Here is a 22616-nt window from a genome sequence, read left to right as displayed (position 1 = left end):
TGATCCTTTCTTTCAGTGTTGTGCGCATCATGTCGGGAACTCCGGCAGGCCGGTTGGGCCAGTCGCCCGACGTTTGCGCGTCGCCAGCGGCCCAAGCACGATGAGCGTGACGAAAAGCAAAGCGATTTCAGTGTGGTAAACGACAGAGTAACCCGTCGCGTTCGAATTCAGTGCGGTGCCGAGGTTGCCCTGTAGCGCCTGGATGTTGACGATGTCGCGCATTGCGCCGCCAAGGGCGATGGCAAGTCCTGAGGCCGTTGCTTGCGCAGCACCCCATGCCCCCAAGGCCAAGCCACGCCCGGCAAAGCCCTGTTCTGGCAGGGACATGGTTGAGATCAGAGTGCAAACGGCGAAGATACCCCCGCCAAAGCCGATCAGCCCGGCGCCGGTGAAAAACAACAGCGGGGCCTGCATCGGGGCCGAGAAGATCACGGCGCTGAACGCGGCGATCCCGACCAGAATGCCGCCGCAAGACAGGCGGATCGGATCACGACCCAGCCCGAGCAGCCTCGCGGACAGCCCATACCCGGCGAGCGCTCCGGTGGCCCACATGGCCGTCAGAACGGTCGTGGATGAGACCGAAAGGCCGAGGATTTCACCGCCATAAGGTTCAAGCAGCACATCCTGCATGTTGAACGCCATGGTGCCCAGGAAGACGACTGCTAGCAGGCGCCCAGCCTGACCTCCGCTTAGCAGATCGGACCAGGCATCGCTGAACCGGGGACGCGGCGCTGCGCGTTCTTCGGCACTCATGGGGCGAACTTTTTCCTGCCGCCAGAGGGCGATCAGGTTCAGCACCATGCCAACCACTGCCGCCCCCTGAACCACGCGGATAAGTCGCAGGTCCGAAAAATCACGCAGCAGCCAGCCGACGATCAGGGCCGAAGCCCCCATGCCAATCAGGAACATCACGTAAAGCAGGGCGACGACCTTGGGCCGCGTCTCGGGTGTGGCCCGGTCACAGGCCAACGCCAGACCGGCTGTTTGAGTCATGTGGATGCCGAGACCCGCCATGAGGAAAGAGATCGCCGCCAGCGCCTCACCGGCGAAGGGGACATGCAGTGTGGAATGGCCTCCCAACACCAGCAGCGCAAACGGCATCACAGCCAGTCCACCCATTTGCCAGATCGAGCCAAACCACAGGTACGGGATGCGCTTCCAACCAATCACGCTGCGATGGGTGTCACTGCGGAAGCCCAGAAGGGCGCGGAAGGGTGCAATCAGGACTGGCAGGGCGATCATGATGGCAACGACCGTGGCGGCCACGCCCAACTCGACAATCATCACGCGGTTTAGCGTCCCCAGCAGCATGACCGAGGCCATACCGACCGACACCTGGAAGAGCGACAGCCGCAGTAACTGACCCATCGGCAGGTCCGCGCTTGCGGCATCTGCGAAGGGCAGGAACTCGGCCGGTATCCGGGTGAAGGACGAGGGGCGCTGGCTCATGAAGCGACCTCCAGCGCGTGAGAGATGTAAAAGCCGCAATTGACGCGACCCAGATCGCGGACCCGCCCGGCATCGTCGAGCTTACGGGTCAGGGTCTTGGTGTTGTGGGGCACCATTGTCGGCGAGCGGTCGCTTTTCGGAAAAACCTTGCCTGCGTACCACATGGCGGCCAGCAGAGGTGTGCGCGGGGCCACGGTAAGCCGCACGGTTGCGCCGTGATCTGCAAAGCGATCTACCGCGTCACGGATATGGTCGGCGTCATAATAAATCAGACTGTCCATGGCGAAGACGTGATCAAACGGGCCGTTAGGCTCGTGCAGCATGTCGCCCGCGTGGAAATCGACTTGGTCCTGCAACGCTTTGGGCAAGCGCGCGCGGGCGATGCCGATCAGGGCAGGGGAGATGTCGATGGCCACCACCTCGGCCCCACGTGCAGCAAGGATTTCGGTCAATTGGCCGGTGCCACAGCCTGCATCCAAAATACGGCGCCCGGTCAGATCTGCGGGCAGCCCCTCCAGCAAGCGGTCGCGCATCTGATCGCGGCCTTCGCGCACGGTCTGGCGGATCTTTGACACAGGCGCGTCGCTGGTCAACCGCTCCCATGTGCGGGTGGCGGTGCGGTCGAAATAGGTCTCGACCCGAGCGCGTGTGGCTTCATAGGTCATCAGTCAAACCCCAGCAGCTCAAAGATTTCCCGGTCTGGCAGAGGTTCAGGCGCCAATGCCTCAGTCCCGTTCCAAAGCGTCTCTGCCAGCCGGACATATTCGGCGCGGCAGCGGACAATGTCTTCGTCATCATCCATCTCGAACAGGGTCTTTTTCTTCAGGCGCGAACGCCGGATGGCGTCGACATCAGGCATATGCGCGATGCGCTTGAAGCCGACCTGATCGCAGAATCGGTCCACCTCATCCGTGTTGCGGCTGCGATTGGCGACGCACCCGGCCAGACGGACTTTGTAATTGGCGGATTTCGCCTGAACAGCAGCAATGATCCGGTTCATCGCATAGATCGAGTCAAAGTCGTTCGCAGTGACAATCACAGCCCGGTCGGCATGTTGCAGCGGCGCAGCGAACCCACCGCAGACGACATCGCCCAAGACGTCAAAGATCACGACATCGGTGTCGTCCAGCATGTGATGCTGTTTCAACAACTTCACGGTCTGACCAACCACATACCCGCCGCAACCTGTGCCTGCCGGAGGGCCACCGGCCTCGACACATTGCACACCGCCCCAGCCTTCGAACACGAAGTCCTCGGGGCGCAGCTCTTCGGGGTGGAAATCGACCTCTTTCAGAATGTCGATCACGGTTGGCACCAAGGACCCGGTTAGGGTGAAAGTGCTGTCATGTTTCGGGTCGCACCCGATCTGCAGCACCCGCTTGCCCAAAGTCGAGAACGCGGCTGACAGGTTCGAACTGGTCGTGGATTTTCCGATCCCGCCCTTGCCGTAGACTGAGAAGACCTTGGCCCCTTCAATCCGTGCGGTCGGATCCTGATGCACCTGAACTGAGCCTTCACCATCAAGGCCGGTCAGGTTCGGAGGGTTTTTGTCCAATGGGCTCATAACGTGTTCCTCATTCCGCGGCAATCCCTTCCATCCGGTCTTCCAGCGCGTCTGCGGCACGTTGCAGCGCGTCGAGGGTTTCCGCATCTGGTTGCCAATAAGCGCGATCGCTGGCCTCGAGCAGGCGGTTGGCCATGCGGCTGGAGGCGACCGGGTTCAGGTCGGCCAGCCGGTTGCGCATGTCTTCATCCAGCACGAAAGTTTCCGAGATGCGCTGATACACCCAAGGTTCCACCTGACCGGTGGTGGCCGACCAGCCCAGTGTGTTGGTCACATGCGCTTCGATCTGGCGAACGCCCTCGGCGCCGTGTTTCAGGAGGCCTTCGTAGAATTTTGGGTTCAGCGAGCGTGACCGGGTTTCCAGCGCCACCTGATCGGCGAGCGTGCGCACTTTACCATCGCCCCGTGTCTGATCGCTGATATAGACCGCTACATCCGAACCCCGTGCCCGGCGCACGGCGCGGGAAATACCGCCCAGAGTATCGAAATAGTGGTCAACGGTGGTGACGCCTAACTCGACGGATTCGAGGTTCTGATACGCAACCTCGACGTCTTTCATCGTTTGTTGCAGCAGATCGGTGTTCTTGTGCGCTTTGCCCTTGGTGTCATAGGCGAAACCCTTGCGGGCCTCGTAGGCGTCGGCCAATTCGTCCTCGTCCACGAAGGCCAGACTGTCGACCAGTTGATTGACGTTCGAGCCATAGGCCCCTTCGGCATTCGAGAAGACCCGGAGGGCGGCCTCTTCCAAGGACACATTCATGCGCTCGGCATAGGCAAGTGAATGCGCGCGGATGAAGTTCTGGTCCAGCGGCTCATCGGCTTGTGCGGCATTCAGCGCGGCCTCGGCCAGCAGGCGGGTTTGCAGGGGCAGCAGGTCGCGGAAAATACCCGAAAGGGTCATCACCACGTCGATCCGGGGACGACCCAGCTCCGACAGCGGGATCAAGTCCGCCCCGGAGAGACGGCCAAAGCTGTCGAACCGGGGTTGCGCACCCATCAAGGCCAATGCCTGCCCGATCGGGCCGCCATCGGATTTGATGTTGTCGCTTCCCCACAGCACCAGGGCCACGCTGCGCGGCAGGGTATCGTGGGTTTTCAGAAGCAGTTCCGCCTGTTTCGCACCGTCTTGGCAGGCATAGGCTGTGGGCATCCGGAACGGATCGAAGGCATGGATGTTACGACCTGTGGGTAGAATATCGGGGTTGCGCAGCAGATCGCCGCCGGGAACAGGTGGTGTAAATCGACCTTGCAGCGCTCGCAGCAAGGCGGGGAGTTCGGTCTCTCGGGACAGCGCCGCGTCCATTTCGGCGCGACCTGTCGTGTCCAGATCGAGCAGGTCCAGATAGTCTGAGCGCTCGTGCTCAGCCATCGGTTGGCCGACCACATGCAGACCTTCGGGGATCAGCGCACCTTCTGTATCCAGCAGCGTGTGCCACAAGGCCGCCGGGTCTTGTCCGTCCAGATCCACGGCCTCGGCCTGATCCACAATCAACGTTTCAAGATCGGCGCGGTCGGGTGCATCGGGGGGCAGGGCACGCCAGTGGCTCAGGCTGTCTTTCAGTTCGGCCAATCCTTTGTACAGACCCGCGCTGGAAAGCGGTGGCGTCAAGTGGCTGACAGTCACCGCGCCGGACCGGCGCTTAGCCAGAGTGGCTTCGGACGGGTTGTTAGCGGCATAGAGATAGATGTTCGGCAAGTCTCCGATCAGGCGATCCGGCCAGTCCGCACCGCTCAGCCCGGTTTGTTTGCCCGGCATGAATTCCAACGCGCCGTGCATACCAAAGTGCAGTACGGCATCCGCGCCGAAGCTGTTGCGGAGCCATAGGTAGAACTGAGCAAAGGCGTGGGTCGGTGCAAAGCCGTGTTCGAACAGCAGGCGCATTGGGTCGCCCTCGTATCCGAAGCCCGGTTGCAGACCGACGAAGATATTGCCGAACTGACGGCCCAGAACAAAAACGTCGCGCCCATCCGTCTGAACCCGACCGGGGGCGGGTCCCCAACTTGCCTCGATCTCATCCAGCCATGGCGTATCGCGCACGATGTCATCGGCGCTGATCTTGGCAGCAACGTTGGCCTCCTGCCCGTAAATCTCGGCGTTACCACCCAGTACGGCGTCTCGTAGATCTTCAACCGTTTCGGGTGGGTCGAGATCATAGCCATCCGCCCTCAACGCCCGCATCGTGTTCAGCAGGGACGCGAAGACATCCAGATAGGCGGCGGTTCCAGCGGCCCCGGCATTGGGTGGGAAGCCGAAGAGAACAATCGCCAGTTTGCGCTCGGCTGCGCGGGATTTGCGCAGAGCAGCTAACCGAACCATACGGGCGGCCAAAACCTCAATCCGCTCGGGGCAGGGGGCCATGGCTTTGCTGGCGATGGGTTTGCAGGTCCGAGAACAACCGGTACAGCCCTTTGGCCCGTGACGCCCGGCAAAGACGGTCGGCGCGGTTGCGCCATCCAACTCGGGCAGGGCGATCAGCATCGTGGTTTCAATCGGTCCAAGCCCTTGCGGCGAGGCGGCCCATTGATCGAGTGTTTGAAATTCGAGCGGGTGTGCTGAAACGTAAGGAATATCAAGGTTTTCCAGAACCTTGATCGCGTTCTCATTGTCGTTGTAAGCCGGGCCGCCCACCAGCGAGAACCCGGTCAGCGACAAAAGGGCGTCAATTTTGCGCGCGCCATCCTTTTGAAAGAACTGATCCACGGCAGGCCGCGCATCCAACCCGCCCGCAAAGGCCGGGAGCACCCGCAAACCCTTGGCCTCAAGCGCGCGGATGACCGCATCATAATGCGCGGTGTCAGAGCTCAATACATATGACCGCATCATCAGAACACCCACGGTCGCACGCGGTTTGCGGGGACCTGGCAAGTACTCCACGTTGATGGTGATGCGTTGCGGCAGGTCTGGGTGATACAGCCCTGCATCCGGATACTCGCGTGGTTCCGGAGCCTCCGCGTTTTGCCATTCAGGCCGATCAGCGTAGCGACTGACCAGGAAACGGACCATCGCCTCCATATTGTCGTCAGAGCTGCCAAGCCAGTACTGCATGGTGATGAACCAAGCGCGCAAGTCCTGAGCCTTGCCGGGGATGAATTTCAGGATCTGCGGCAGGCGGCGCAGGATTTTCATCTTGCGCTGGCCGGTATCGGAGGATGGCTTGGACGAGCCCCGCAGCCTACGCAGCAGTTTCAGAGCGCCTGAGGTTGGCGCGGCCATATCCAGCGCGCCCATGCGGGTCAGCTTGACGATCTGCGCATCGGCAATGATGCCGATCATCGCGTCGCAACTGTCGCGCCGGGCCTGAAGCGCGGGCAGGATTGCGTTGATATGTTCTTCAAGGAACAGAAGATTGGCGATGACGAGATCGGCCTTGGCGACACCCTGTCGCGCGGCTTCAAGCGCAGTCGGGTCTTCGCCCCATTCCGCAGCGGCAAACACTTCAAGTTCCAAGCCGGGAAAATCGGATTGTAGTCGCGCCAGAACCCGATCACACGGACCGGCGGCGTGGCTGTCCAGCGTCACGATCGCGATGCGATAGGGCCGATATGTCTGGCTGTCATCGCGCATAGTGGGCCTTGGCCTCGTAAAGTGTTTCGACGGAGATTTCGGATTCGCCCCGCGCCTCGGCAAACGCTTCCGTATTGCGCCGCGCCTTGCCGCGCACGAAGAAGGGGACTTTGCGCAGCTCACGCTCGGCGTCATCCAGCCAGATGATCTGGGCGCCGGTGGAATCCGCTATTTCTGCAACCTGCTTGGCCCCGTGGGCATGATGCGAGGGGCCGGCGGCGTCGTTGAATTCGGGGTCTTCGCGGAACATGTGCAGTAGGTGTTCCTCCAGCCCCATGACCAGCGGATGTACCCAAGTGTCAAAGATCACGTTAGCGCCTTCGATACCCATTTGCGGCGAATAGCGGGCGGGGAAGTCCTGTACATGAACCGGAGCTGAGATAACGGAACAGGGAATGCCCAGACGCTTGCCGATGTGGCGTTCCATCTGCGTGCCGAGGATCAGTTCAGGCGCGAGGTCCGAAATCCGCGCCTCGACCTCAAGGTAATCATCAGTGATCAGCGCCTCGACACAGATCTCCTTGGCCAGTGCGCGGATCGGGCGGGCCATTTCGCGGTTGAAACAACCGATGCCGACGACTTCGAACCCCATTTCCTCGCGCGCGATACGAGTCGCGGCAGCGACATGGGTGCCATCGCCAAACAGGAAGACGCGCTTGCCAGTCAGATAGGTGCTGTCGACGCTGGCCGAGTACCACGGAAGGCGCAGCCGGTCGGTATCCAGGCTCGGTGCGCATCCGGCGAGCGCGGCTACTTCATTGACGAACTCCCTCGTCGCACCGACGCCGATGGGAATAATGCGTGTATAGGGTTGGCCGAGGTTCCGTTCCATCCAGCGACAGGCGCTTTCACCGGTTTCGGGATACATCAGCACATTGAAATGTGCGGCCCCCAAGCGCGTAATGTCGGACGGTGTCGCGCCAAATGGGGCAGTAACATTAACTTCGACGCCCATATCGTTCAGTAGGGCTGTGATTTCAGTGATGTCATCGCGATGTCGGAACCCCAGCGCGGTGGAGCCGATCAGGTTGCATGACACGCGTTTCGTGCGCTCGGTCGGTTTGGCGAGGCAGCGCACGATTTGCAGAAAGGTCTCATCCGCACCGAAATTCTCTTTCCGCTGATAGCTGGGCAGTTCCAGCGGGATCACCGGAACGGGCAGCCCCAGGGCTTCGCCCAGCCCACCGGGATCATCCTGGATCAACTCGGCGGTGCAGGAGGCGCCAACGATCATGGCCTGTGGCTGGAATCTGTCATACGCAGCCTGACAGGCGTCGCGGAACAGTTTGGCAGTGTCAGACCCCAAATCACGCGCCTGGAACGTCGTATAGGTCACCGGCGGGCGGTGATTGCGACGTTCGATCATGGTGAACAACAGATCGGCGTAGGTGTCGCCTTGCGGAGCGTGCAGAACATAATGCAGCCCGGTCATCGCCGTTGCGACGCGCATGGCCCCCACATGGGGCGGGCCTTCATATGTCCACACCGAAAGCTTCATTCTGCCGCCACCCCCAAAAGGCTGCGCCGACGCAGTGGGCGGGCAAACAGACCAGCCAGATCACCGGCTTGTTCGTAGAAATGGATGGGCGAGAAGACCAACTCGATGGCCCATTTGGTCGCCAGCCCTTCGGCTTCGAGCGGGTTGGCAAGTCCTAAGCCGCAAACCGTCAGATCGGGCTGCGCAGCGCGCACCCGGTCGAGTTGTTTTTCGACATCTTGGCCTTCGGAAAGGGTTGGACCGTTTTGGATTTCAGCAAGGTCTTGGCCGACCAGATCGCGGTGCAGATAGGGTGTTCCGACCTCAACCAGTTCCATGCCGCATTCACGAGACAGGAAACGCGCCAGCGGAACCTCTAACTGACTGTCAGGCATCAGGAAAACGCGCTTCCCTCTGAGCGGTTCCGAGGCTTGCGCAATCGCCTTTTGTGCCCGCAGGCGCGCGGAATGCGTGACCGCGTCCACATGATCTGCCGAAATACCGAAGCGGACAGCAACGGCATGCAGCCATGCAGTTGTACCCTGCTCACCCAAAGGGAACGGCGCGCGGATTGGTTGTGCGCCCCGGCGCACCAGAATGTCGTGGGTCTCACCCAGGAAGGGCTGCACAAAGGCCACCTGAGTATTCGGTCCAATCCCGAACTCTTGGTCGCTGGAGCGATTGGGGAGCAGCCGGACGTTCGACACACCGATCTTCGACAGCAGGTCCAGCATCTGATCCTGAACAACGTCCGGCAGACCCCCGGCGACGACCAGCTGCGCTGCGTCGCTGTTGGGCATCGCCGCAACCATCGCGGCCAGGCAACTGTCTTCGCCCTGCGTAAAAGTGGTCTCGATCCCCGAGCCGGTGAAGTTCAGCACCCGGATCTTTGGCGCATAGCGCGCGTTCAGCCGTTCAGCCGCTTTGGCAAGATCCAGCTTAATCACCTCGGACGGGCAAGAGCCAACAAGGAACAATCGGCGAATGTCAGCCCGTCTTGACAGTAAACGGTCAACTTCGCGGTCGATCTCTTGCTGCGCGTCGGCCATGCCGGCCAGATCAGTCTCTTCAAGAATCGCTGTGCCAAAGCGCGGCTCGGCGAAGATCATGACGCCGGCGGCGCTTTGCAGCAGATGCGCGCAGGTGCGCGAGCCGACCACCAGAAAGAAGGAATCCGGCATCATCCGGTGCAGCCAGATAATTGATGTCAGACCGCAGAAAACCTCGTGCTGGCCACGCTCACGCAGCAGCGGCGTCTGGGTGCAGCCCGTGGATATGGGAGCAGCGGTATTCATGCGCGGGCCTGCATCTGCAACCGCGCGCGGCGGAGCTTCCAAAGGAACTGCCCAGCGTTGATCACATACGCCAGATACGCGGCCAAGGTCAGCAGCATCAGTTGTGTCGGTGTTAGCCAACCTGTTGAAAGGGCGACCAAATACGCCGTGTGCAGGGCGATGACCAGAAAGCTGAAAACGTCTTCCCAGAAGAAGGCAGGGGCCAGCAGGTACTGCCCGAACACGACCTTTTCCCAGATCGCACCGGTGACCATAATTAGGTACAGAACGAGCGTTTTCAGGACAATCGAAACGGTGGCGATCGTGTATCCCTCACCGGTTGCAAGGTAGCGCAGCACCAACCCAAGCGAGACAAGAAACACCGCAAATTGCAGCGGTGCCAGGATGCCCTGAACGGTCGTCCAATATGTGCTGTCCCGGCGCGCCAGTTGGTCCGGTGTGTAAAGCTGGTGCGTTCCAGGCGTACTCATGGCTGGTCGCGCCATGGTGGCCTCCCTCCTGAACTTCCACACCAGCGTAGAGGGCTAAATCGGAAAGTGTCAATTAAAACTTACACTCAGAAAGTGCCGGTGAGAATGCAGCGGATTCAGGCCGTCCAAGACTGTTTCTGAAATAGGTTATTGTTATTAAATGATAATAATTTCCAGAGTCCTCATAATCGACGGAGATATCCACAGTATGTCTACTAAGTTTGACAAATTCGCTTACTTGAACCAGACTGATCCGAGGTCAGTTCACTACCCCAGTACCGATTCCAGTCACCGCCCTTTAGCAAGGATTGGATATTCCGATGCCACCTGCCGATCCATTTCAAGGCAATCGCCCACTGGATCAAAGCCAGCTTGAAGCGTTTGCGAAGCAGGTGTTGAGTTCCCTTGACCCGAATTCACAGAGTCCATCGTTGCTCGATCTCGACGCGGTGACGGATTGGTTGTTTTCCGAGGTGATGTACAAGGGTGACTTTTCTCAGGAAACTGCAATTGATTTCCTGCGGGAAACCGGGGTGTCATCGTCCGAAATTATTGACGTATGCATCCCCGAAGCCGCCCGTCGCGCTGGTCAGATGTGGGTGGATGACGAAGCGAGTTTTGCGACGGTGACTTTTGCGTCTTCACGCCTCTATGCACTTTGCAAGGCTTTGTCAGATAACTGGGACATGCGCCCGCGTCGTACCGGGCAACCCACGATCCTTGTTGCCATAGCACCTGGTGAGCAGCACATGATCGGATCAGTCGTTATGACGTCGCAGTTGCGCCGCTTGGGATGTTCCGTTCAGTTGATCGCCGGAGCTAAGCAAAAGGAAGTGGTATCTTGCATTCGGCGAGGGCGATTCGATGCTGCGCTGATTTCCTGTGCTGGAACCCAGGCTCTTGACAATGCGGTGCGTTTGATCACACGTATTCGGTCAGAAATAAACCGGCCGCCAAGGCTGGTTATTGGCGGGGCAATAGAGAAGCAGGTGAAGTTGACTTCAGCAGGAACAGGCGCGGATATCACCACATCCAATTTCGAAGTAGCGCTTGCCGGACTGGCGAATGCCAAGGATCGCGCGGGTCCTCTCGCGGCTCAATGACATGACGTCGGGCAAGCCGAACCCTTGGCAGATCGCCGCACTGCCAATGATCGAACCAGAGTTCTTAGCGGGCGTTCTTTCCGAAGCGTCAGATATCGCATTGATCATAGATGCTGAGGGCGTGGTCATGGCCGCGCTGGTCGGAGAAAGCGGGTCCCCGTACGGCGATCTGGATCATTGGGTCGGCAACAAACTGACAGATTTCTTGACCGAGGAGTGCTTTCCCAAGCTGGACCGTATCCTCAAGCAGTCCGCCGAAAGTGCCAGTGTTCAGCGGGTCGAATTGAATCATCGGGACAAGATGGTTTGGCAATACCCGGTTCGGTATTCGATACATCCGGTTGGTCACAGTGAGCCTGCCATCCTAATGCTCGGGCGCGATTTGCGACAAGTCGCTGAAACTCAACAGCAATTGGTACAGGCTCAACTGGCGTTGGAGCAAGGCTACGAAGAGCGGCGTGAGTTTGACGCGCGCTACCGCATGCTGATGTCAGTCACGCGTGATGCTTTTGCGTTGGTGTCAGTCACAGATGGGCGTATTCGCGATTTGAACGACGCGGCTGCGCATCTGTTGGGGGCTGCGAAGGATCAGCTTCAGGGCCAGCCCTTCGCAAATGAATTCAAGGATCGCGGGCGTGCCGAGTTTGTTCAGAACATTCTGGCTCTGGCTCTCTCCGAGGTCGACGCGGAGGTCACCATTCAGGCCAAGCGTACGCGCAGTGACATAACGATCACGCCGATTAGTTTCCGGGCGGGTGGCGAGCGTATGCTGATCTGTCGTCTGGAATCCGGTACAACGGAAGAGCATGCCAGCGATCAGCTGTCGGACAACCTGGCTCGGCTGTTTCGGACGGGGGCAGAGGCGATTGTGTTCACGGACAGCAAGGGTGTCATTCAGTCGGCAAATGAAGCCTTTCTTAGGCTCGTCGATTTTGCGCATCACGTAGATGTGCGGGGCACCAGTCTGGCTGAGTACATGTCGCGCGGTCAGATCGACCTGAATGTGCTGCTGGACAACGCGATGAAATCGGGTCGCATGTCCGTTTATGCGACCAAGTTTTGCAACGATGTTGGCGTTTGGACTTCTGCCGAGGTCTCAGTGTCCTATCTGAACAGTCGCTCTAATCCATCCGTCGCATTTGTGATCCGGGATGCAACCCGGTCTGAGGCGATGCGGGCGCCGGTCAACAATCGTCAGAATCTGGCGGGTGGGGACGTGGTTGATCTGGTGGGTTCTGCGCATCTCAAGGAAATCGTGTCCCAGACCACGGATGTGATCGAGCGCATGTGCATTGAGACGGCGATTGAGCTAACGGGCAATAACCGGGCTGCCGCTGCCGAAATGTTGGGCCTGTCGCGCCAAAGTCTATACGTCAAGTTGCACAAGCTGGGAATTCAGGAAAAACAAGACGGCGAATAGCGCGCGTTTTTCTTGCATCGACTCAAGTTGTCAATCAAGATTGACACATGAGCGCAAATCCTGATTTACACTCATCCTCATGGCCGCAGCCGCTTGCGGCGTTGGAGTTGATCAAGCCCATCACCTGGTTCCCGCCGATGTGGGCGTTTCTGTGCGGGGTGGTGTCCTCGGGTGGCGTGTTGTCTGGACAGATCGGATTGATCCTATTGGGCCTCGTCCTTGCCGGTCCGATTGTCTGCGGAATGAGTCAGGCCGCCAATGACTGGTGCGACCGTCACGTCGACAAGATCAACGAGCCCCACCGCCCTATTCCGTCGGGTCGTATCCCCGGTATGTGGGGGGCTTGGATCGCCATCGCGATGAGCGTTCTGGCCTTGGCGGTCGGTTGGCAGTTGGGGTCATGGGGCTTTGGCGCAACCGTGTTTGGCGTGTTGGCGGCTTGGGCCTATTCGGCTGAACCCGTTCGGCTGAAACGGTCTGGCTGGTGGGGTCCGGGCCTTGTGGCCCTGTGTTACGAAGGACTACCCTGGTTCACCGGCGCGGCGGTTCTGTCTGCAGGGGCTCCTTCTTTGAAAGTCGTGATCATTGCTGCGCTCTATGCGCTTGGCGCTCACGGAATCATGACGCTGAATGATTTCAAAGCGTTAGAAGGTGATCGACAACTAGGAATCAATTCGCTCCCGGTGACACTCGGACCTGAGCGCGCCGCGTGTTTGGCATGTTGGGTGATGATTGTTCCACAATTTGTCGTCATCGCTCTGCTGGCGCTTTGGGGCCAACCGATTTTTGCCGTGGTCATACTGACTGCAGTGATCGGTCAGCTGATGGCAATGCGCGTCTTGCTGAAAGACCCGAAAGCAAAAGCTCCTTGGTACAACGGGACCGGTGTTTCCCTTTACGTCGTTGGCATGATGATCGCGGCCTTTGGTCTGCGCGGATTGGAGGCTTTGGCATGAGCAATTCCGGATATCTCTCTTGGATCGGAATTGTCCGGCTGGGCCTGGTTCAGATGTGTTTGGGGAGCATCGTAGTTCTCACCACATCGACGCTGAACCGGCTGATGGTGGTCGAACTGGCGCTGCCTGCGATCCTGCCGGGCGTTTTGGTGGGTCTGCATTACGGTATTCAGATTTCTCGCCCACATTGGGGCTTTCTGTCAGACGCGACGGGGCAGAGGACCCCATGGGTTATCGGGGGCATGGCAATCCTTGCGTTTGGGGCTTTGGGTGCGGCGTTCTGCATTCCGCTCTTTGGCGAAAGCTTCTGGTTAGCGCTGTTCCTGTCGGTCCTCTCGTACACAGCGATCGGCGTGGGGGTCGGCGCGTCAGGCACGTCATTGCTGGCTTTACTCGCTACTGCCACGGCGCCTCGCCGCCGCGCGGCTGCTGCAACGATCACATGGCTTATGATGATTGCCGGGATCGCGATTACCGCCGCATCTGTTGGTGCGATGCTCGATCCGTATAGCCCGTCCAGACTGCTTGTCATCGTCGCGTGTGTCGGGTTGGGCGCTGTCGCGCTGACGTCTATGGCCACATGGCGCATCGAGGCTGGCGTACACGCTGCCCCCCGTCCATCATCCCGAGCTAAACCACGGTTTCGCGACGCTCTGCGCGACGTTTGGGCGGATGATGCAGCGCGCAGGTTCACCGTGTTTGTCTTTCTGTCGATGACCGCCTTCTTCATGCAGGAATTGATCTTGGAACCCTATGCGGGGCTGGTATTCGGCTTCACGCCGGGCGAGTCCACATCCCTGTCTGGGGCACAAAATGGCGGGGTATTCCTCGGGATGCTCTCAGTCGGTATCGCTGTAACCGGGCTGAGGATCGGATCGCTGCGTGGTTGGGTGGTTGCAGGTTGCCTGGGTTCGGCGGTCAGTCTGGGGGTGATCTTCGCGATGGGCCAAGTAGGGCCGGGTGCCCCGCTGATATGGGCCGTTGTGGCGCTTGGGTTCTTCAATGGCATGTTCGCCGTGGCTGCAATCGGCGCGATGATGGAGCTGGCCGGTGAGCATGCCGGCGGACAAGAAGGCACGCGTATGGGGCTTTGGGGTGCAGCGCAGGCAATTGCAGCAGGCGTCGGTGGTCTGCTGGGCGCAGCGGCGGCGGATGCATTCCGGTCAGCCATGTCGGATGCAAACGCGTTCGGAGCGGTCTTCCTCGCCGAAGCTGCCCTGTTTGTGGCCGCCGCAATCCTTGCCGCTCAAGTCATTCACGAAACACGGCGTGATACGCACGTCGTTGCGGGAGAATAGCCATGTATGATGTCGTAGTCGTCGGTGGCGGCCCAGCCGGAGCAACAGCCGCCGAAGATCTGGCAAAGGCCGGGCATAAGGTTTGCATGCTGGACCGGGACGGGCGGATCAAGCCTTGCGGTGGGGCGATACCGCCTCGGTTGATCGAGGACTACAACATCCCTGACGAACAGCTCGTGGCCAAGATCAACACGGCACGCATGATCTCGCCGACCGGGCGGCAGGTGGATATTGCCATCGAAAACGGATTTGTCGGGATGGTCGACAGAGAGTATTTTGATGAATTCCTGCGCCAGCGGGCACAATCCGCCGGTGCGCGGCGCCATACGGGGACGTTCCTGCGGATCGAACGAGACGAACGCGGCCCTTCGGTTGTCTATCGGGAAAAACAGAGCAAGGAAGAGGTGAAACTGCCCACGCGGCTGATCATCGGTGCGGATGGAGCGCGGTCAAACGTTGCGCGGGCCGAGGTTCCCGGTGGTGACAAGATCCCCTATGTCATTGCTTATCATGAGATTATCGAAGCACCGGACGCGGTGCAGGCCTATGATCCGACCCGATGTGACGTGGTCTATGATGGATCGATTTCTCCAGATTTCTATGGCTGGGTGTTCCCTCACGGCCAGACCGCCAGCGTAGGTATGGGGACCGGTATCAACGGGTTCGACCTCAAGAAAGCGACGAAGGAGCTGCGGAGCGCATCCGGTTTGGAGGGGTGCCGAACAATCCGTCACGAAGGCGCACCGATTCCGCTAAAACCATTGGATCGCTGGGACAACGGGCGCGACGTCGTTCTGGCTGGGGATGCTGCAGGCGTGGTGGCTCCAAGCTCGGGCGAGGGGATCTACTACGCGATGGTAGGTGGCACGGTTGCGGCAACCGCTGCGCAAGCCTGCCTTGCCTCATGCAAGGTTTCCGACCTCAGACTGGCGCGGCGACTGTTCCTGAAAGAGCATAAGACGGTTTTCCGCGTGCTGGCTTCGATGCAAAACGCCTATTACCGCTCAGACGACCGACGCGAGCGGTTCGTGTCGCTATGCCATGACATCGATGTGCAGCGCCTGACGTTCGAGGCCTATATGAACAAGAAACTGGTCAAAGCGCGCCCGATGGCGCATGTGCGCATCGGACTGAAGAACCTGGCGCATCTGACAGGGCTCGTCCGGGCAGAATTTGTATGAACACGTTTATACCGGCCTGGGTCGATGGTGAGCTGAAGCCTGTCGAAAAACTGAAGGTGCATCAGCTGGGTCTACGGCACAAAGCGGTTTCGGTCTTTGTACTGCATGGCTCAAAATTGCTGCTGCAAAAGCGAGCCGCATGCAAATACCACACGCCGGGCCTTTGGGCGAATACCTGTTGTACGCATCCAGATTGGAATGAAGTTGCGGTGGATTGTGCGGCCCGACGCTTGCGCGAAGAGTTAGGGATTACTGGCCTGTCTCCGCGTTTTTCAACCGTTCTTGAATATCGCGCGGATGTGGGGCAGGGGCTGATTGAGCATGAATTGGTGGATGTTTTCCGCGCCGATACGACTGTGGAGATGACCCTTCTCCCGAACCCAGACGAGGTATCAGATACACGTTGGGTTCACTTGGCCGAGTTGAATGCGGAAATCGAACAAGCGCCCGAACGGTTCACGCCTTGGTTGAGGATTTATATGCGCGACCATGCGCAGCGGATCCTCGGGCCAGCACTTGCGGCTGACCTTATGGTTTAAGCGGCGTGCACTTAGTCGGCCGAGGGATTGTAAAGCATCCGCCGACCGCCTGAAATCACCGAGTTTTTCCGCGGCTTGTCCGAGAGTAATTTGAAGGGCAGGATGCGCTGGGAAATAAAGCGTGTTCCCGACATGGTCGATCGTTTTGTGCGATGCTTGGTCAGTATTTTCCAATGCATCGCTGCAGACACCAACCCTCTGTCTGCATTGGCGCGGGGGTTCATATCAGGGGTCAGAAAACGAGGGTGATCCACCAGGATCTTCTGGCGAATGAACAGATTCATATCCGGTTCGTCGCGAATGTACTGAGTTTCGGTTTCCACCTTCGCCTGGACGCTTTCGACGCTGTCCATGATTGAAAGGGCGTTCCGGGCGGCTCCGAAAGGCGTGAACGGCGCACGCATGACGATCAGCCGCGACCCGTGCTCCTTGAGCATTTTGACATAGGTTTTTGCATTTTCTTCACTGACCCGGGCGGCGACGATCTTTGCTGTCAGGCCGCGCCCACCCCCTTCGAAGATATCGAAATTCGCTTCCGGGTGGCCTGCCTCGCGCAGCGCTGTCATCACGCCCTGGGCTGTGGCTTCTGCTGCGTATACTCTTGAAATTACAGTCGTCATGATCGCTCCTGTTCTTCAGTTCGAGGTCGGTTGGCGTGTGTTGTGTCAGTCCACTTCATAGCTGTTTTACCGAAAGTAGGCCGAATTGTCGGTCTGGGTAGGAGGTAGACGCAGCAGCGGCAGCACCGCAATCAGCGCAAAAGCCAGGAAAAGGATCTGCATCGAAAAGACGGGCAAATAGGCCATGCTGGGTGTAAACTGGTGATCACCCTGCAATTGAAGCATCAAATCACGGATGACGCCGCCCAGTGCGACACCAGCACCAGCGGCTGTCGCCTGAACAGCCCCCCACGCGCCAAGCGCCAGACCAGTTTGGGAGTCAGGGGCTGACCGCATGGTTGCGGTCAGCGTACCATGGCCGAACAGGCCAGCGCCGACACCGGTTGCAAAGGTTCCGGCGACAAACAGGGCTAACCAATCCAGTGGCGAGGCCAGAATGATCGCAATGTATCCCGGAATGCCGACCAGCGCCCCCATCAAGCACATACGGGTGGGCGAGCCCCCACGGCCCAACACGCGCGAGGCGACGGCCAAACCAAACAAGGTGCCAAGCGCCAGGGTCGCGGTCAGCTTGGTTGTCGCAGCAACTGACATGCGTAGAACCTGACCTCCGTACGGTTCGATGATCACATCGGCGATCCCAAAGGCGAACGTTCCCAAAGCGATCACCGCCAGCAGACGCTTGGCCCCGGCCCGATTGGCAAATCTCTCCCAGGCGACCGAAAACGGAGGTGCCGCGACGGCCTGGACATGCCGACCCCGGACCTCCTGTTTCCAAACCGAAAATGCGTTGAGAAGGACCGTGAGAACGGCAGCGCCCTGAATGACCTGGATCAGGCGTCCGGGGCTATATTTTTCAAGTAGCGCGCCAAAGATAAAGGCTGATCCGATCATCCCGACCAGCAGCATGACATACATCAAGCCAACGACCTTGGGCTGGTCCTCTTGCGGAACAAGGTCGGTTGCAAGCGTAAGTCCAACGGTCTGAACCATATGAACTCCTGCACCGACCAATAGAAACGACAGCGCTGCCGAAGACAGACCGATCCAACGCGGGGCGTCGATTGCCTCGCCATATCCCGACAGCACCAGCAGCGCGAAAGGCATGATTGCAAAGCCACCGAATTGCAGCAGCGTGCCGCGGTAGATGTAAGGGAATCGTCGTAAGCCAAGGGCTGAGCTGTGCGTGTCAGATTTGAACCCGATCAACGCGCGCAGAGGTGCAAACAATATGGGCAATGCAATCATCACCGAGACCAAAGCGGCGGAAACACCCAACTCGACGATCATTACCCGATTCAATGTGCCGACGAGCAGGACCAAAGCCATACCAACAGTGACTTGAAATAATGACAGCCGAAGCAGTCTTGTCATTGGAACATCATCGCTCGCCACGTCTGCGAAAGGCAGATACCGCGTGCTAAGCCGCGACAGCTTATTCAGTGCAAATGACCGATAGTCGAGCATTGCTCAATACTTGTCCCAAATCGTCTCATGCCAGCCGATATCTTCAAGCGACTGGTCTGTCCGGTGCCGCTTAGCACCGGACCCGTTCCGTTGTTTTTGCCGGCCTCAGTGCTCCGGAGGCGGCGCCGCCTCGGATGCCGATGCCAGAACGGCTGGTGCTTCGACCGTCGCCACAGCCAGAGTACCATCCGGCATCTCTACCAAGATCCGATCGCCGCTGGACGTAGTGCTGGCAGAAACAAACGATGCTCTCGCGGTCGCTTCGCCATCTTCCTGCGGCAGCATCGCGGTTTCCTCACCGCTGCCTAAAGGCTGACCAGATAGGAAATCAGACACCCAAGTCGTGTTGCTAAGAACTGCTACATGAACCGCAAACGATCCAACCGCGACCGCCGACAAGAACAGCGGAATGCCGACGGTGGGTTTAACGACGAGCCAGATTTTTGAATTGTTCATCTGATCGCTCCTTTCATCCGAGCCAAGGTGTTGCGACCGCTACAAGGATGTGCGCGAGCAGAGCGATAACGCCAAACACGCGAGTCCCGTCGATCAGGTAGCTGTGGACCTCTTCAGCCTCACGTAGGTTGAGACCGGTTGGCCATACTTTTTCTGGATCGTCAGACATGATTGCCTCCCGTTGATCGGCTGTTGAAAATAACGTGCCAAAAACGCGTGGAACGGATCCTGCATGGCAAGTTCTCCGGTCGGGTGCGCACAGCCGATATGGAGCGCATTAAGAGAAACCGAAGTGTCATTAATATATGACAGTTAGAACTGTCAGGTCAATTAGACACTTTATGGGTCTGCGTTTTTGGACAGATCCTGCCTTTCAACGCGACCACATTCCCAAAATTTGAACAGGGAACCCATTCACTTCGATTTCCAGAAGTTTCTTGTTCCACCATCTTCACGCTTGCCGGACTTCGAAAGGTTTTCGTGACGCTGCGCTGTTTTCCAACGACACGCCTGCGAGTTTGACCCCATGGGGCACATGGCGTTCTCTGCCCGTAATCTTATTGGTGTTTGGTTCCTCGAATTTCTCCTTGAGGTTTGAAGAAGGCGGTTTCTTAGAAGCCTTTTTCCTCTTTGCTGTGCGTGGTGGAGGCGGGCATTTTTGAGCGGTAGTGGCCGCGACAAGGCGCTGTGTACGGTCGTTGAGCTTGGTCATGGATTACACCCATCTTGGTCTCTGGGGAATTCGGTTCGAACATCAAAAAAAAACCGGGGTTTGATAGTCGATTTCCGGTGGGCAACGGATGCATGCACAATGAGCATGCCCGGCTCAGTATCCAGCAGCATTCGTGCCGCTGTTTGTATGCTTTGGATGTGCTACACCGTAGCACGTTCGAATCGAACGCCCCCGGAAACACCCCGGAATCCAAGGTAATCGTGCTACGCGAAGGTCGAAGGTGCATGGAGTTAGTGCTTTGAAAAATAACGCACAAAAAGCGGCACGCCTAAGCGTGGCACCCATGATGGACTGGACCGACCGCCATTGCCGGTTTTTGCATCGGCTGCTGAGTGAGCAGACGCTACTATACACCGAGATGGTCACCGCGCCCGCGCTGGTGCGTGGTGGGGCGCTGCATCTGTTGGATTATAGCCCGCAGGAACATCCAGTTGCGTTACAGCTTGGCGGCTCTGACCCCGACGAACTAGCGCAGGCTGCACGTCTTGGGGCCGCAGCAGGGTATGATGAGATCAACCTGAATTGCGGCTGCCCCTCGGACCGGGTGCAATCGGGCACGTTTGGGGCTGTATTGATGAAAGACCCTGCGCGGGTCGCCGACTGCGTGGCCGCTATGGGTGAGGCTGTCTCGGTCGATGTGACCGTCAAATGCCGGATTGGCGTGGACGATCAGGAACCGCGCGACGTGCTGCCGGACTTTCTGGACAAGATACAGCAGGCCGGGTGCCGACGTGTGACAATCCATGCGCGCAAGGCGTGGCTGCAGGGCCTCAGCCCGAAAGAGAACCGCGATATCCCTCCACTGGACTATGACCTCGTTCATCAGATGAAGGCCGATTTCGCGGATCTCCACATCTCGATCAATGGCGGCATCACCTCGTTGGACGAGGCGCATACGCATCTAGAGGCCGGGCTGGACGGGGTGATGATTGGACGGGCGGCCTATCATCAGCCTTCTGAAATCCTCTCTGAAGCGGATATGCGAATTTACCAGAGCGGCAACGCTCGGGACCCGATCGACGTGGCTCGTCAAATGGTGCCCTATATCGAGCAGCACCTTGTCAACGGAGGGCGTTTGCACCAGATCACGCGGCATATGCTCGGCCTCTTTGCCGGTCGCCCCGGCGCACGGGCCTGGCGGCGCGCGCTGTCGGAAGGGGCGGTGCGGGATGGGGCAGGGCCCGAAGTGATGCTGAAGGCCCTCGATCACGTGGCGCCTCTGGCCGAGGTTTGAACGAATGAAGCCCGGTCTATGACCGGTTTGGGGGAAAGATGCCCGAGACGATGTTGCTGGCCCAGATGCTGGGCCTTTTGCTTGTAATTGGCGCACTTGCGGGCGTTCTGGCGGGGCTGCTTGGCGTTGGCGGAGGCATCGTGCTTGTGCCCGCGTTTTTCTATGCGTTCCAAACGCTTGGATATGGTGGGCCGCAGTTGATGCAGCTGTGTCTGGCGACCTCGCTGGCGACGATCATCGTAACCTCGATTCGGTCGGTGCTGGCCCACAACAAGAAGGGCGCCGTGGATTGGCAGATCCTGCGTGGATGGGGGGCGGGTATTGTCGTGGGGGCGATTATTGGCGTGCTGGTCGCCTCGGCCCTGCGGACAGAGGCCCTGCAGGCGCTGTTCGGCGTTTTGGGCATGGTGATTGGTGCGTATCTGGGTTTTGGCCGTTCGGAATGGCGCTTGGGGGATGCGATGCCCAAGGGGATCAAGCGCGCGGTTCTTTCCCCATCCGTAGGCTTCCTATCGGTACTTATGGGAATCGGTGGTGGCAGTTTCGGCGTCCCCCTCATGAGCCTCTACAACACGCCCATCCACCGGGCCGTGGCAACGGCTGCAGGGTTCGGAGTGATCATCGCCGTGCCGTCGGTGCTGGGTTTTCTCTTTCTGGAGATTGCCCCTGAACACAGGCCTCCGCTGACGATCGGGGCCGTGAACCTGGTGGCCTTCGGGATAGTAGTCGCGATGACGATGATCACCGCCCCGTGGGGCGTTAAACTCGCTCATGCGATGGATCCGAAGCCACTCAAGAGGGTCTTTGCGCTGTTCCTGACACTGGTCGCTCTGAACATGCTGCGGAAGGCTTTGGGATGGTAGAGGATTTCTGGGCGAAGGGTTGGGTCAAATTTCCGTTCGACCCGGCTCTGGCCGAATGGGTTGGGCAGGTTTTGCCCGCCGCTCAGCAGTCGGTCACGGCGCCTGAGCATGCCGAATGGCTAGATTGTGAAGGCACGTGGTTTGTCGGGGTCGATGCCTTGCCCAACAATGAACTAGGGCAGGTTGGGTCGTCAAAACCGCTGTCCGGGACGGCTATGGATTTCATCGCTGCGCATCTGGGCAGCCTGCCGCTGCATCCCGGGCAGGTGTCGATTATCTATCCGGGGTATCCTCGCCCTCGAAAAGGCGAAAGCGAGGCCGCCGGGCGCTACCGGCGCAATCGCGACGCGGCGCATGTGGACGGGTTGCGGCCTATGGGCCCGGATCGTCGCCGCCGCGTGGATGAACCGCATGCGTGGATTTTGGGCATTCCCCTGTCGGAAGCCAGCCCCGATGCCTCGCCCATGGTGTTGTGGGAAGGTAGTCATATCCCAATGGGCGAGGCCTTCAGAGCGGCTTTCGCGGATCAGTCCCAGACCGATCTGAGCCAGGTCGACATCACCGACATCTATCAAGCGACCCGCCGCGAGGTGTTCGAGACCTGCCCAAGGATCGAATTGCCTGCCAAACCTGGCGAAGCCTATCTGCTGCACCGCCATTGCCTGCATGGCGTTGCGCCATGGCCAGATGAGGCGACCGCGGGTCCGGATGGACGTATGATTGCCTATTTCCGCCCCGAATGCACAAACGGCGTCGCGGAGTGGATTGAAACACGCTGATGTCTCGTGAGGGAAACGGTTCCCGCGAAATACCCCAGCAGACCACGCCCACATCTGCCCGTTTCGCAACTTGTGGGCTTCAAAACCCGGCTTGTCACGAAAAATGACGTAGGGTCACTTTGCGATAAGTTTATTGATTGCTGAGTC

At 59.1% G+C, this 22616-nt stretch carries 21 protein-coding genes; 9 read left to right on the top strand and 12 right to left on the bottom strand.

Translation table 11 applies throughout. From position 1 onward, the window contains the following. Positions 1 to 27: 27 nt before the first annotated feature. From ACP15L_RS03105 to bchF, 7 genes are read right to left on the bottom strand one after another with little or no spacing between them, the layout of a single operon-like run. Positions 28 to 1449 (bottom strand): PucC family protein, encoded by a 1422-nt coding sequence (locus ACP15L_RS03105; protein WP_425083075.1) that lies wholly within the window; start codon positions 1447 to 1449, stop codon positions 28 to 30. Next, a complete protein-coding gene (gene bchM / locus ACP15L_RS03100) occupies positions 1446 to 2114 on the bottom strand; it encodes a magnesium protoporphyrin IX methyltransferase (RefSeq protein ID WP_425083074.1) in 669 nt (222 codons plus the stop codon). Before bchM ends, ACP15L_RS03105 begins: the two co-directional genes overlap by 4 nt. Next, positions 2114 to 3013 carry a ferredoxin:protochlorophyllide reductase (ATP-dependent) iron-sulfur ATP-binding protein gene (bchL, locus tag ACP15L_RS03095; RefSeq protein ID WP_425083073.1) on the bottom strand — a complete coding sequence of 300 codons (900 nt, stop codon included), beginning with the start codon at positions 3011 to 3013 and terminating at the stop codon, positions 2114 to 2116. The genes bchM and bchL overlap by 1 nt, the downstream gene beginning before the upstream one ends. 10 nt (positions 3014 to 3023) lie before the next feature. Then, positions 3024 to 6578, bottom strand: a complete 3555-nt coding sequence (locus ACP15L_RS03090; protein WP_425083072.1) for a magnesium chelatase subunit H — start codon at positions 6576 to 6578, stop codon at positions 3024 to 3026. Further along, entirely contained in the window at positions 6568 to 8076 is a 1509-nt protein-coding gene (gene bchB / locus ACP15L_RS03085) for a ferredoxin:protochlorophyllide reductase (ATP-dependent) subunit B (RefSeq protein ID WP_425083071.1), read from the bottom strand. Before bchB ends, ACP15L_RS03090 begins: the two co-directional genes overlap by 11 nt. Next, the gene (locus tag ACP15L_RS03080) at positions 8073 to 9350 is read right to left on the bottom strand and encodes a ferredoxin:protochlorophyllide reductase (ATP-dependent) subunit N (protein ID WP_425083070.1); all 1278 of its coding nucleotides are present in this window, start codon (positions 9348 to 9350) and stop codon (positions 8073 to 8075) included. Before ACP15L_RS03080 ends, bchB begins: the two co-directional genes overlap by 4 nt. Further along, positions 9347 to 9835 carry a 2-vinyl bacteriochlorophyllide hydratase gene (bchF, locus tag ACP15L_RS03075; RefSeq protein WP_171668517.1) on the bottom strand — a complete coding sequence of 163 codons (489 nt, stop codon included), beginning with the start codon at positions 9833 to 9835 and terminating at the stop codon, positions 9347 to 9349. The genes ACP15L_RS03080 and bchF overlap by 4 nt, the downstream gene beginning before the upstream one ends. Before the next feature lie 305 nt (positions 9836 to 10140). Between bchF and ACP15L_RS03070 the strand changes: the two genes are divergently transcribed. From ACP15L_RS03070 to idi, 6 genes are read left to right on the top strand one after another with little or no spacing between them, the layout of a single operon-like run. Beyond that, the gene (locus tag ACP15L_RS03070; RefSeq protein ID WP_425083069.1) at positions 10141 to 10923 is read left to right on the top strand and encodes a cobalamin B12-binding domain-containing protein; all 783 of its coding nucleotides are present in this window, start codon (positions 10141 to 10143) and stop codon (positions 10921 to 10923) included. Next, the gene (gene ppsR, locus ACP15L_RS03065) at positions 10886 to 12343 is read left to right on the top strand and encodes a transcriptional regulator PpsR (RefSeq protein WP_425083068.1); all 1458 of its coding nucleotides are present in this window, start codon (positions 10886 to 10888) and stop codon (positions 12341 to 12343) included. The genes ACP15L_RS03070 and ppsR overlap by 38 nt, the downstream gene beginning before the upstream one ends. 47 nt (positions 12344 to 12390) lie before the next feature. Continuing rightward, positions 12391 to 13299 (top strand): chlorophyll synthase ChlG, encoded by a 909-nt coding sequence (gene chlG, locus ACP15L_RS03060; protein ID WP_425083067.1) that lies wholly within the window; start codon positions 12391 to 12393, stop codon positions 13297 to 13299. Further along, a complete protein-coding gene (locus ACP15L_RS03055) occupies positions 13296 to 14597 on the top strand; it encodes a BCD family MFS transporter (protein ID WP_425083066.1) in 1302 nt (433 codons plus the stop codon). Before chlG ends, ACP15L_RS03055 begins: the two co-directional genes overlap by 4 nt. A 2-nt stretch (positions 14598 to 14599) precedes the next feature. Further along, entirely contained in the window at positions 14600 to 15778 is a 1179-nt protein-coding gene (locus tag ACP15L_RS03050; RefSeq protein ID WP_425083065.1) for a geranylgeranyl diphosphate reductase, read from the top strand. Next, positions 15775 to 16317: an isopentenyl-diphosphate Delta-isomerase gene (gene idi, locus ACP15L_RS03045; protein WP_425083064.1), complete on the top strand. Its 543-nt coding sequence runs from the start codon at positions 15775 to 15777 to the stop codon at positions 16315 to 16317. The genes ACP15L_RS03050 and idi overlap by 4 nt, the downstream gene beginning before the upstream one ends. Positions 16318 to 16328: 11 nt before the next feature. Here idi and ACP15L_RS03040 read toward each other — a convergent pair whose 3' ends face one another. The 5 genes from ACP15L_RS03040 to ACP15L_RS03020 form a co-directional block, all read right to left on the bottom strand. Beyond that, complete coding sequence (locus ACP15L_RS03040) at positions 16329 to 16883, bottom strand: hypothetical protein (protein WP_425083063.1); 555 nt, start codon at positions 16881 to 16883, stop codon at positions 16329 to 16331. Between the two features lie 120 nt (positions 16884 to 17003). Next, positions 17004 to 18404, bottom strand: coding sequence for a PucC family protein (locus tag ACP15L_RS03035; protein WP_425083062.1), 1401 nt, complete (start codon positions 18402 to 18404; stop codon positions 17004 to 17006). Between the two features lie 105 nt (positions 18405 to 18509). Continuing rightward, positions 18510 to 18860 (bottom strand): light-harvesting protein, encoded by a 351-nt coding sequence (locus ACP15L_RS03030; protein WP_425083061.1) that lies wholly within the window; start codon positions 18858 to 18860, stop codon positions 18510 to 18512. Positions 18861 to 18873: 13 nt separating this feature from the next. Beyond that, entirely contained in the window at positions 18874 to 19029 is a 156-nt protein-coding gene (gene pufB, locus ACP15L_RS03025) for a light-harvesting antenna LH1, beta subunit (protein ID WP_152458403.1), read from the bottom strand. Positions 19030 to 19311: 282 nt separating this feature from the next. Next, positions 19312 to 19572: a hypothetical protein gene (locus tag ACP15L_RS03020; RefSeq protein ID WP_425083060.1), complete on the bottom strand. Its 261-nt coding sequence runs from the start codon at positions 19570 to 19572 to the stop codon at positions 19312 to 19314. Positions 19573 to 19831: 259 nt separating this feature from the next. Between ACP15L_RS03020 and dusA the strand changes: the two genes are divergently transcribed. From dusA to ACP15L_RS03005, 3 genes are read left to right on the top strand one after another with little or no spacing between them, the layout of a single operon-like run. Next, positions 19832 to 20827: a tRNA dihydrouridine(20/20a) synthase DusA gene (gene dusA / locus ACP15L_RS03015; RefSeq protein ID WP_425083059.1), complete on the top strand. Its 996-nt coding sequence runs from the start codon at positions 19832 to 19834 to the stop codon at positions 20825 to 20827. Between the two features lie 38 nt (positions 20828 to 20865). Continuing rightward, positions 20866 to 21690 carry a sulfite exporter TauE/SafE family protein gene (locus ACP15L_RS03010; RefSeq protein WP_170640876.1) on the top strand — a complete coding sequence of 275 codons (825 nt, stop codon included), beginning with the start codon at positions 20866 to 20868 and terminating at the stop codon, positions 21688 to 21690. Next, complete coding sequence (locus ACP15L_RS03005; RefSeq protein ID WP_425083058.1) at positions 21684 to 22469, top strand: hypothetical protein; 786 nt, start codon at positions 21684 to 21686, stop codon at positions 22467 to 22469. The genes ACP15L_RS03010 and ACP15L_RS03005 overlap by 7 nt, the downstream gene beginning before the upstream one ends. Positions 22470 to 22616 lie beyond the last annotated feature (147 nt).

The sequence above is a fragment of the Ruegeria profundi genome (assembly GCF_049800715.1).
GTDB classification, from domain to species: Bacteria; Pseudomonadota; Alphaproteobacteria; order Rhodobacterales; family Rhodobacteraceae; genus Ruegeria; species Ruegeria profundi_A.
The sequence above is the reverse complement of the archived record's forward strand: the minus strand, read 5'-3'. Positions and strand labels throughout refer to the sequence as shown.

Excerpts from the sequence above, each read along its gene's own strand:
- ACP15L_RS03020 (WP_425083060.1), bottom strand. The coding sequence starts at position 19,572 with ATGACCAAGCTCAACGACCGTACACAGCGCCTTGTCGCGGCCACTACC.
- ACP15L_RS03035 (WP_425083062.1), bottom strand. The coding sequence starts at position 18,404 with ATGCTCGACTATCGGTCATTTGCACTGAATAAGCTGTCGCGGCTTAGC.
- ACP15L_RS03080 (WP_425083070.1), bottom strand. The coding sequence starts at position 9,350 with ATGAATACCGCTGCTCCCATATCCACGGGCTGCACCCAGACGCCGCTG.
- bchB (WP_425083071.1), bottom strand. The coding sequence starts at position 8,076 with ATGAAGCTTTCGGTGTGGACATATGAAGGCCCGCCCCATGTGGGGGCC.
- idi (WP_425083064.1), top strand. The coding sequence starts at position 15,775 with ATGAACACGTTTATACCGGCCTGGGTCGATGGTGAGCTGAAGCCTGTC.
- ACP15L_RS03010 (WP_170640876.1), top strand. The coding sequence starts at position 20,866 with ATGCCCGAGACGATGTTGCTGGCCCAGATGCTGGGCCTTTTGCTTGTA.
- bchM (WP_425083074.1), bottom strand. The coding sequence starts at position 2,114 with ATGACCTATGAAGCCACACGCGCTCGGGTCGAGACCTATTTCGACCGC.
- bchL (WP_425083073.1), bottom strand. The coding sequence starts at position 3,013 with ATGAGCCCATTGGACAAAAACCCTCCGAACCTGACCGGCCTTGATGGT.
- ppsR (WP_425083068.1), top strand. The coding sequence starts at position 10,886 with ATGCCAAGGATCGCGCGGGTCCTCTCGCGGCTCAATGACATGACGTCG.
- chlG (WP_425083067.1), top strand. The coding sequence starts at position 12,391 with ATGAGCGCAAATCCTGATTTACACTCATCCTCATGGCCGCAGCCGCTT.
- ACP15L_RS03090 (WP_425083072.1), bottom strand. The coding sequence starts at position 6,578 with ATGCGCGATGACAGCCAGACATATCGGCCCTATCGCATCGCGATCGTG.
- ACP15L_RS03030 (WP_425083061.1), bottom strand. The coding sequence starts at position 18,860 with ATGAACAATTCAAAAATCTGGCTCGTCGTTAAACCCACCGTCGGCATT.
- ACP15L_RS03050 (WP_425083065.1), top strand. The coding sequence starts at position 14,600 with ATGTATGATGTCGTAGTCGTCGGTGGCGGCCCAGCCGGAGCAACAGCC.
- bchF (WP_171668517.1), bottom strand. The coding sequence starts at position 9,835 with ATGGCGCGACCAGCCATGAGTACGCCTGGAACGCACCAGCTTTACACA.
- ACP15L_RS03055 (WP_425083066.1), top strand. The coding sequence starts at position 13,296 with ATGAGCAATTCCGGATATCTCTCTTGGATCGGAATTGTCCGGCTGGGC.
- ACP15L_RS03005 (WP_425083058.1), top strand. The coding sequence starts at position 21,684 with ATGGTAGAGGATTTCTGGGCGAAGGGTTGGGTCAAATTTCCGTTCGAC.
- ACP15L_RS03070 (WP_425083069.1), top strand. The coding sequence starts at position 10,141 with ATGCCACCTGCCGATCCATTTCAAGGCAATCGCCCACTGGATCAAAGC.
- ACP15L_RS03105 (WP_425083075.1), bottom strand. The coding sequence starts at position 1,449 with ATGAGCCAGCGCCCCTCGTCCTTCACCCGGATACCGGCCGAGTTCCTG.
- pufB (WP_152458403.1), bottom strand. The coding sequence starts at position 19,029 with ATGTCTGACGATCCAGAAAAAGTATGGCCAACCGGTCTCAACCTACGT.
- ACP15L_RS03040 (WP_425083063.1), bottom strand. The coding sequence starts at position 16,883 with ATGACAGCGCTGCGCGAGGCAGGCCACCCGGAAGCGAATTTCGATATC.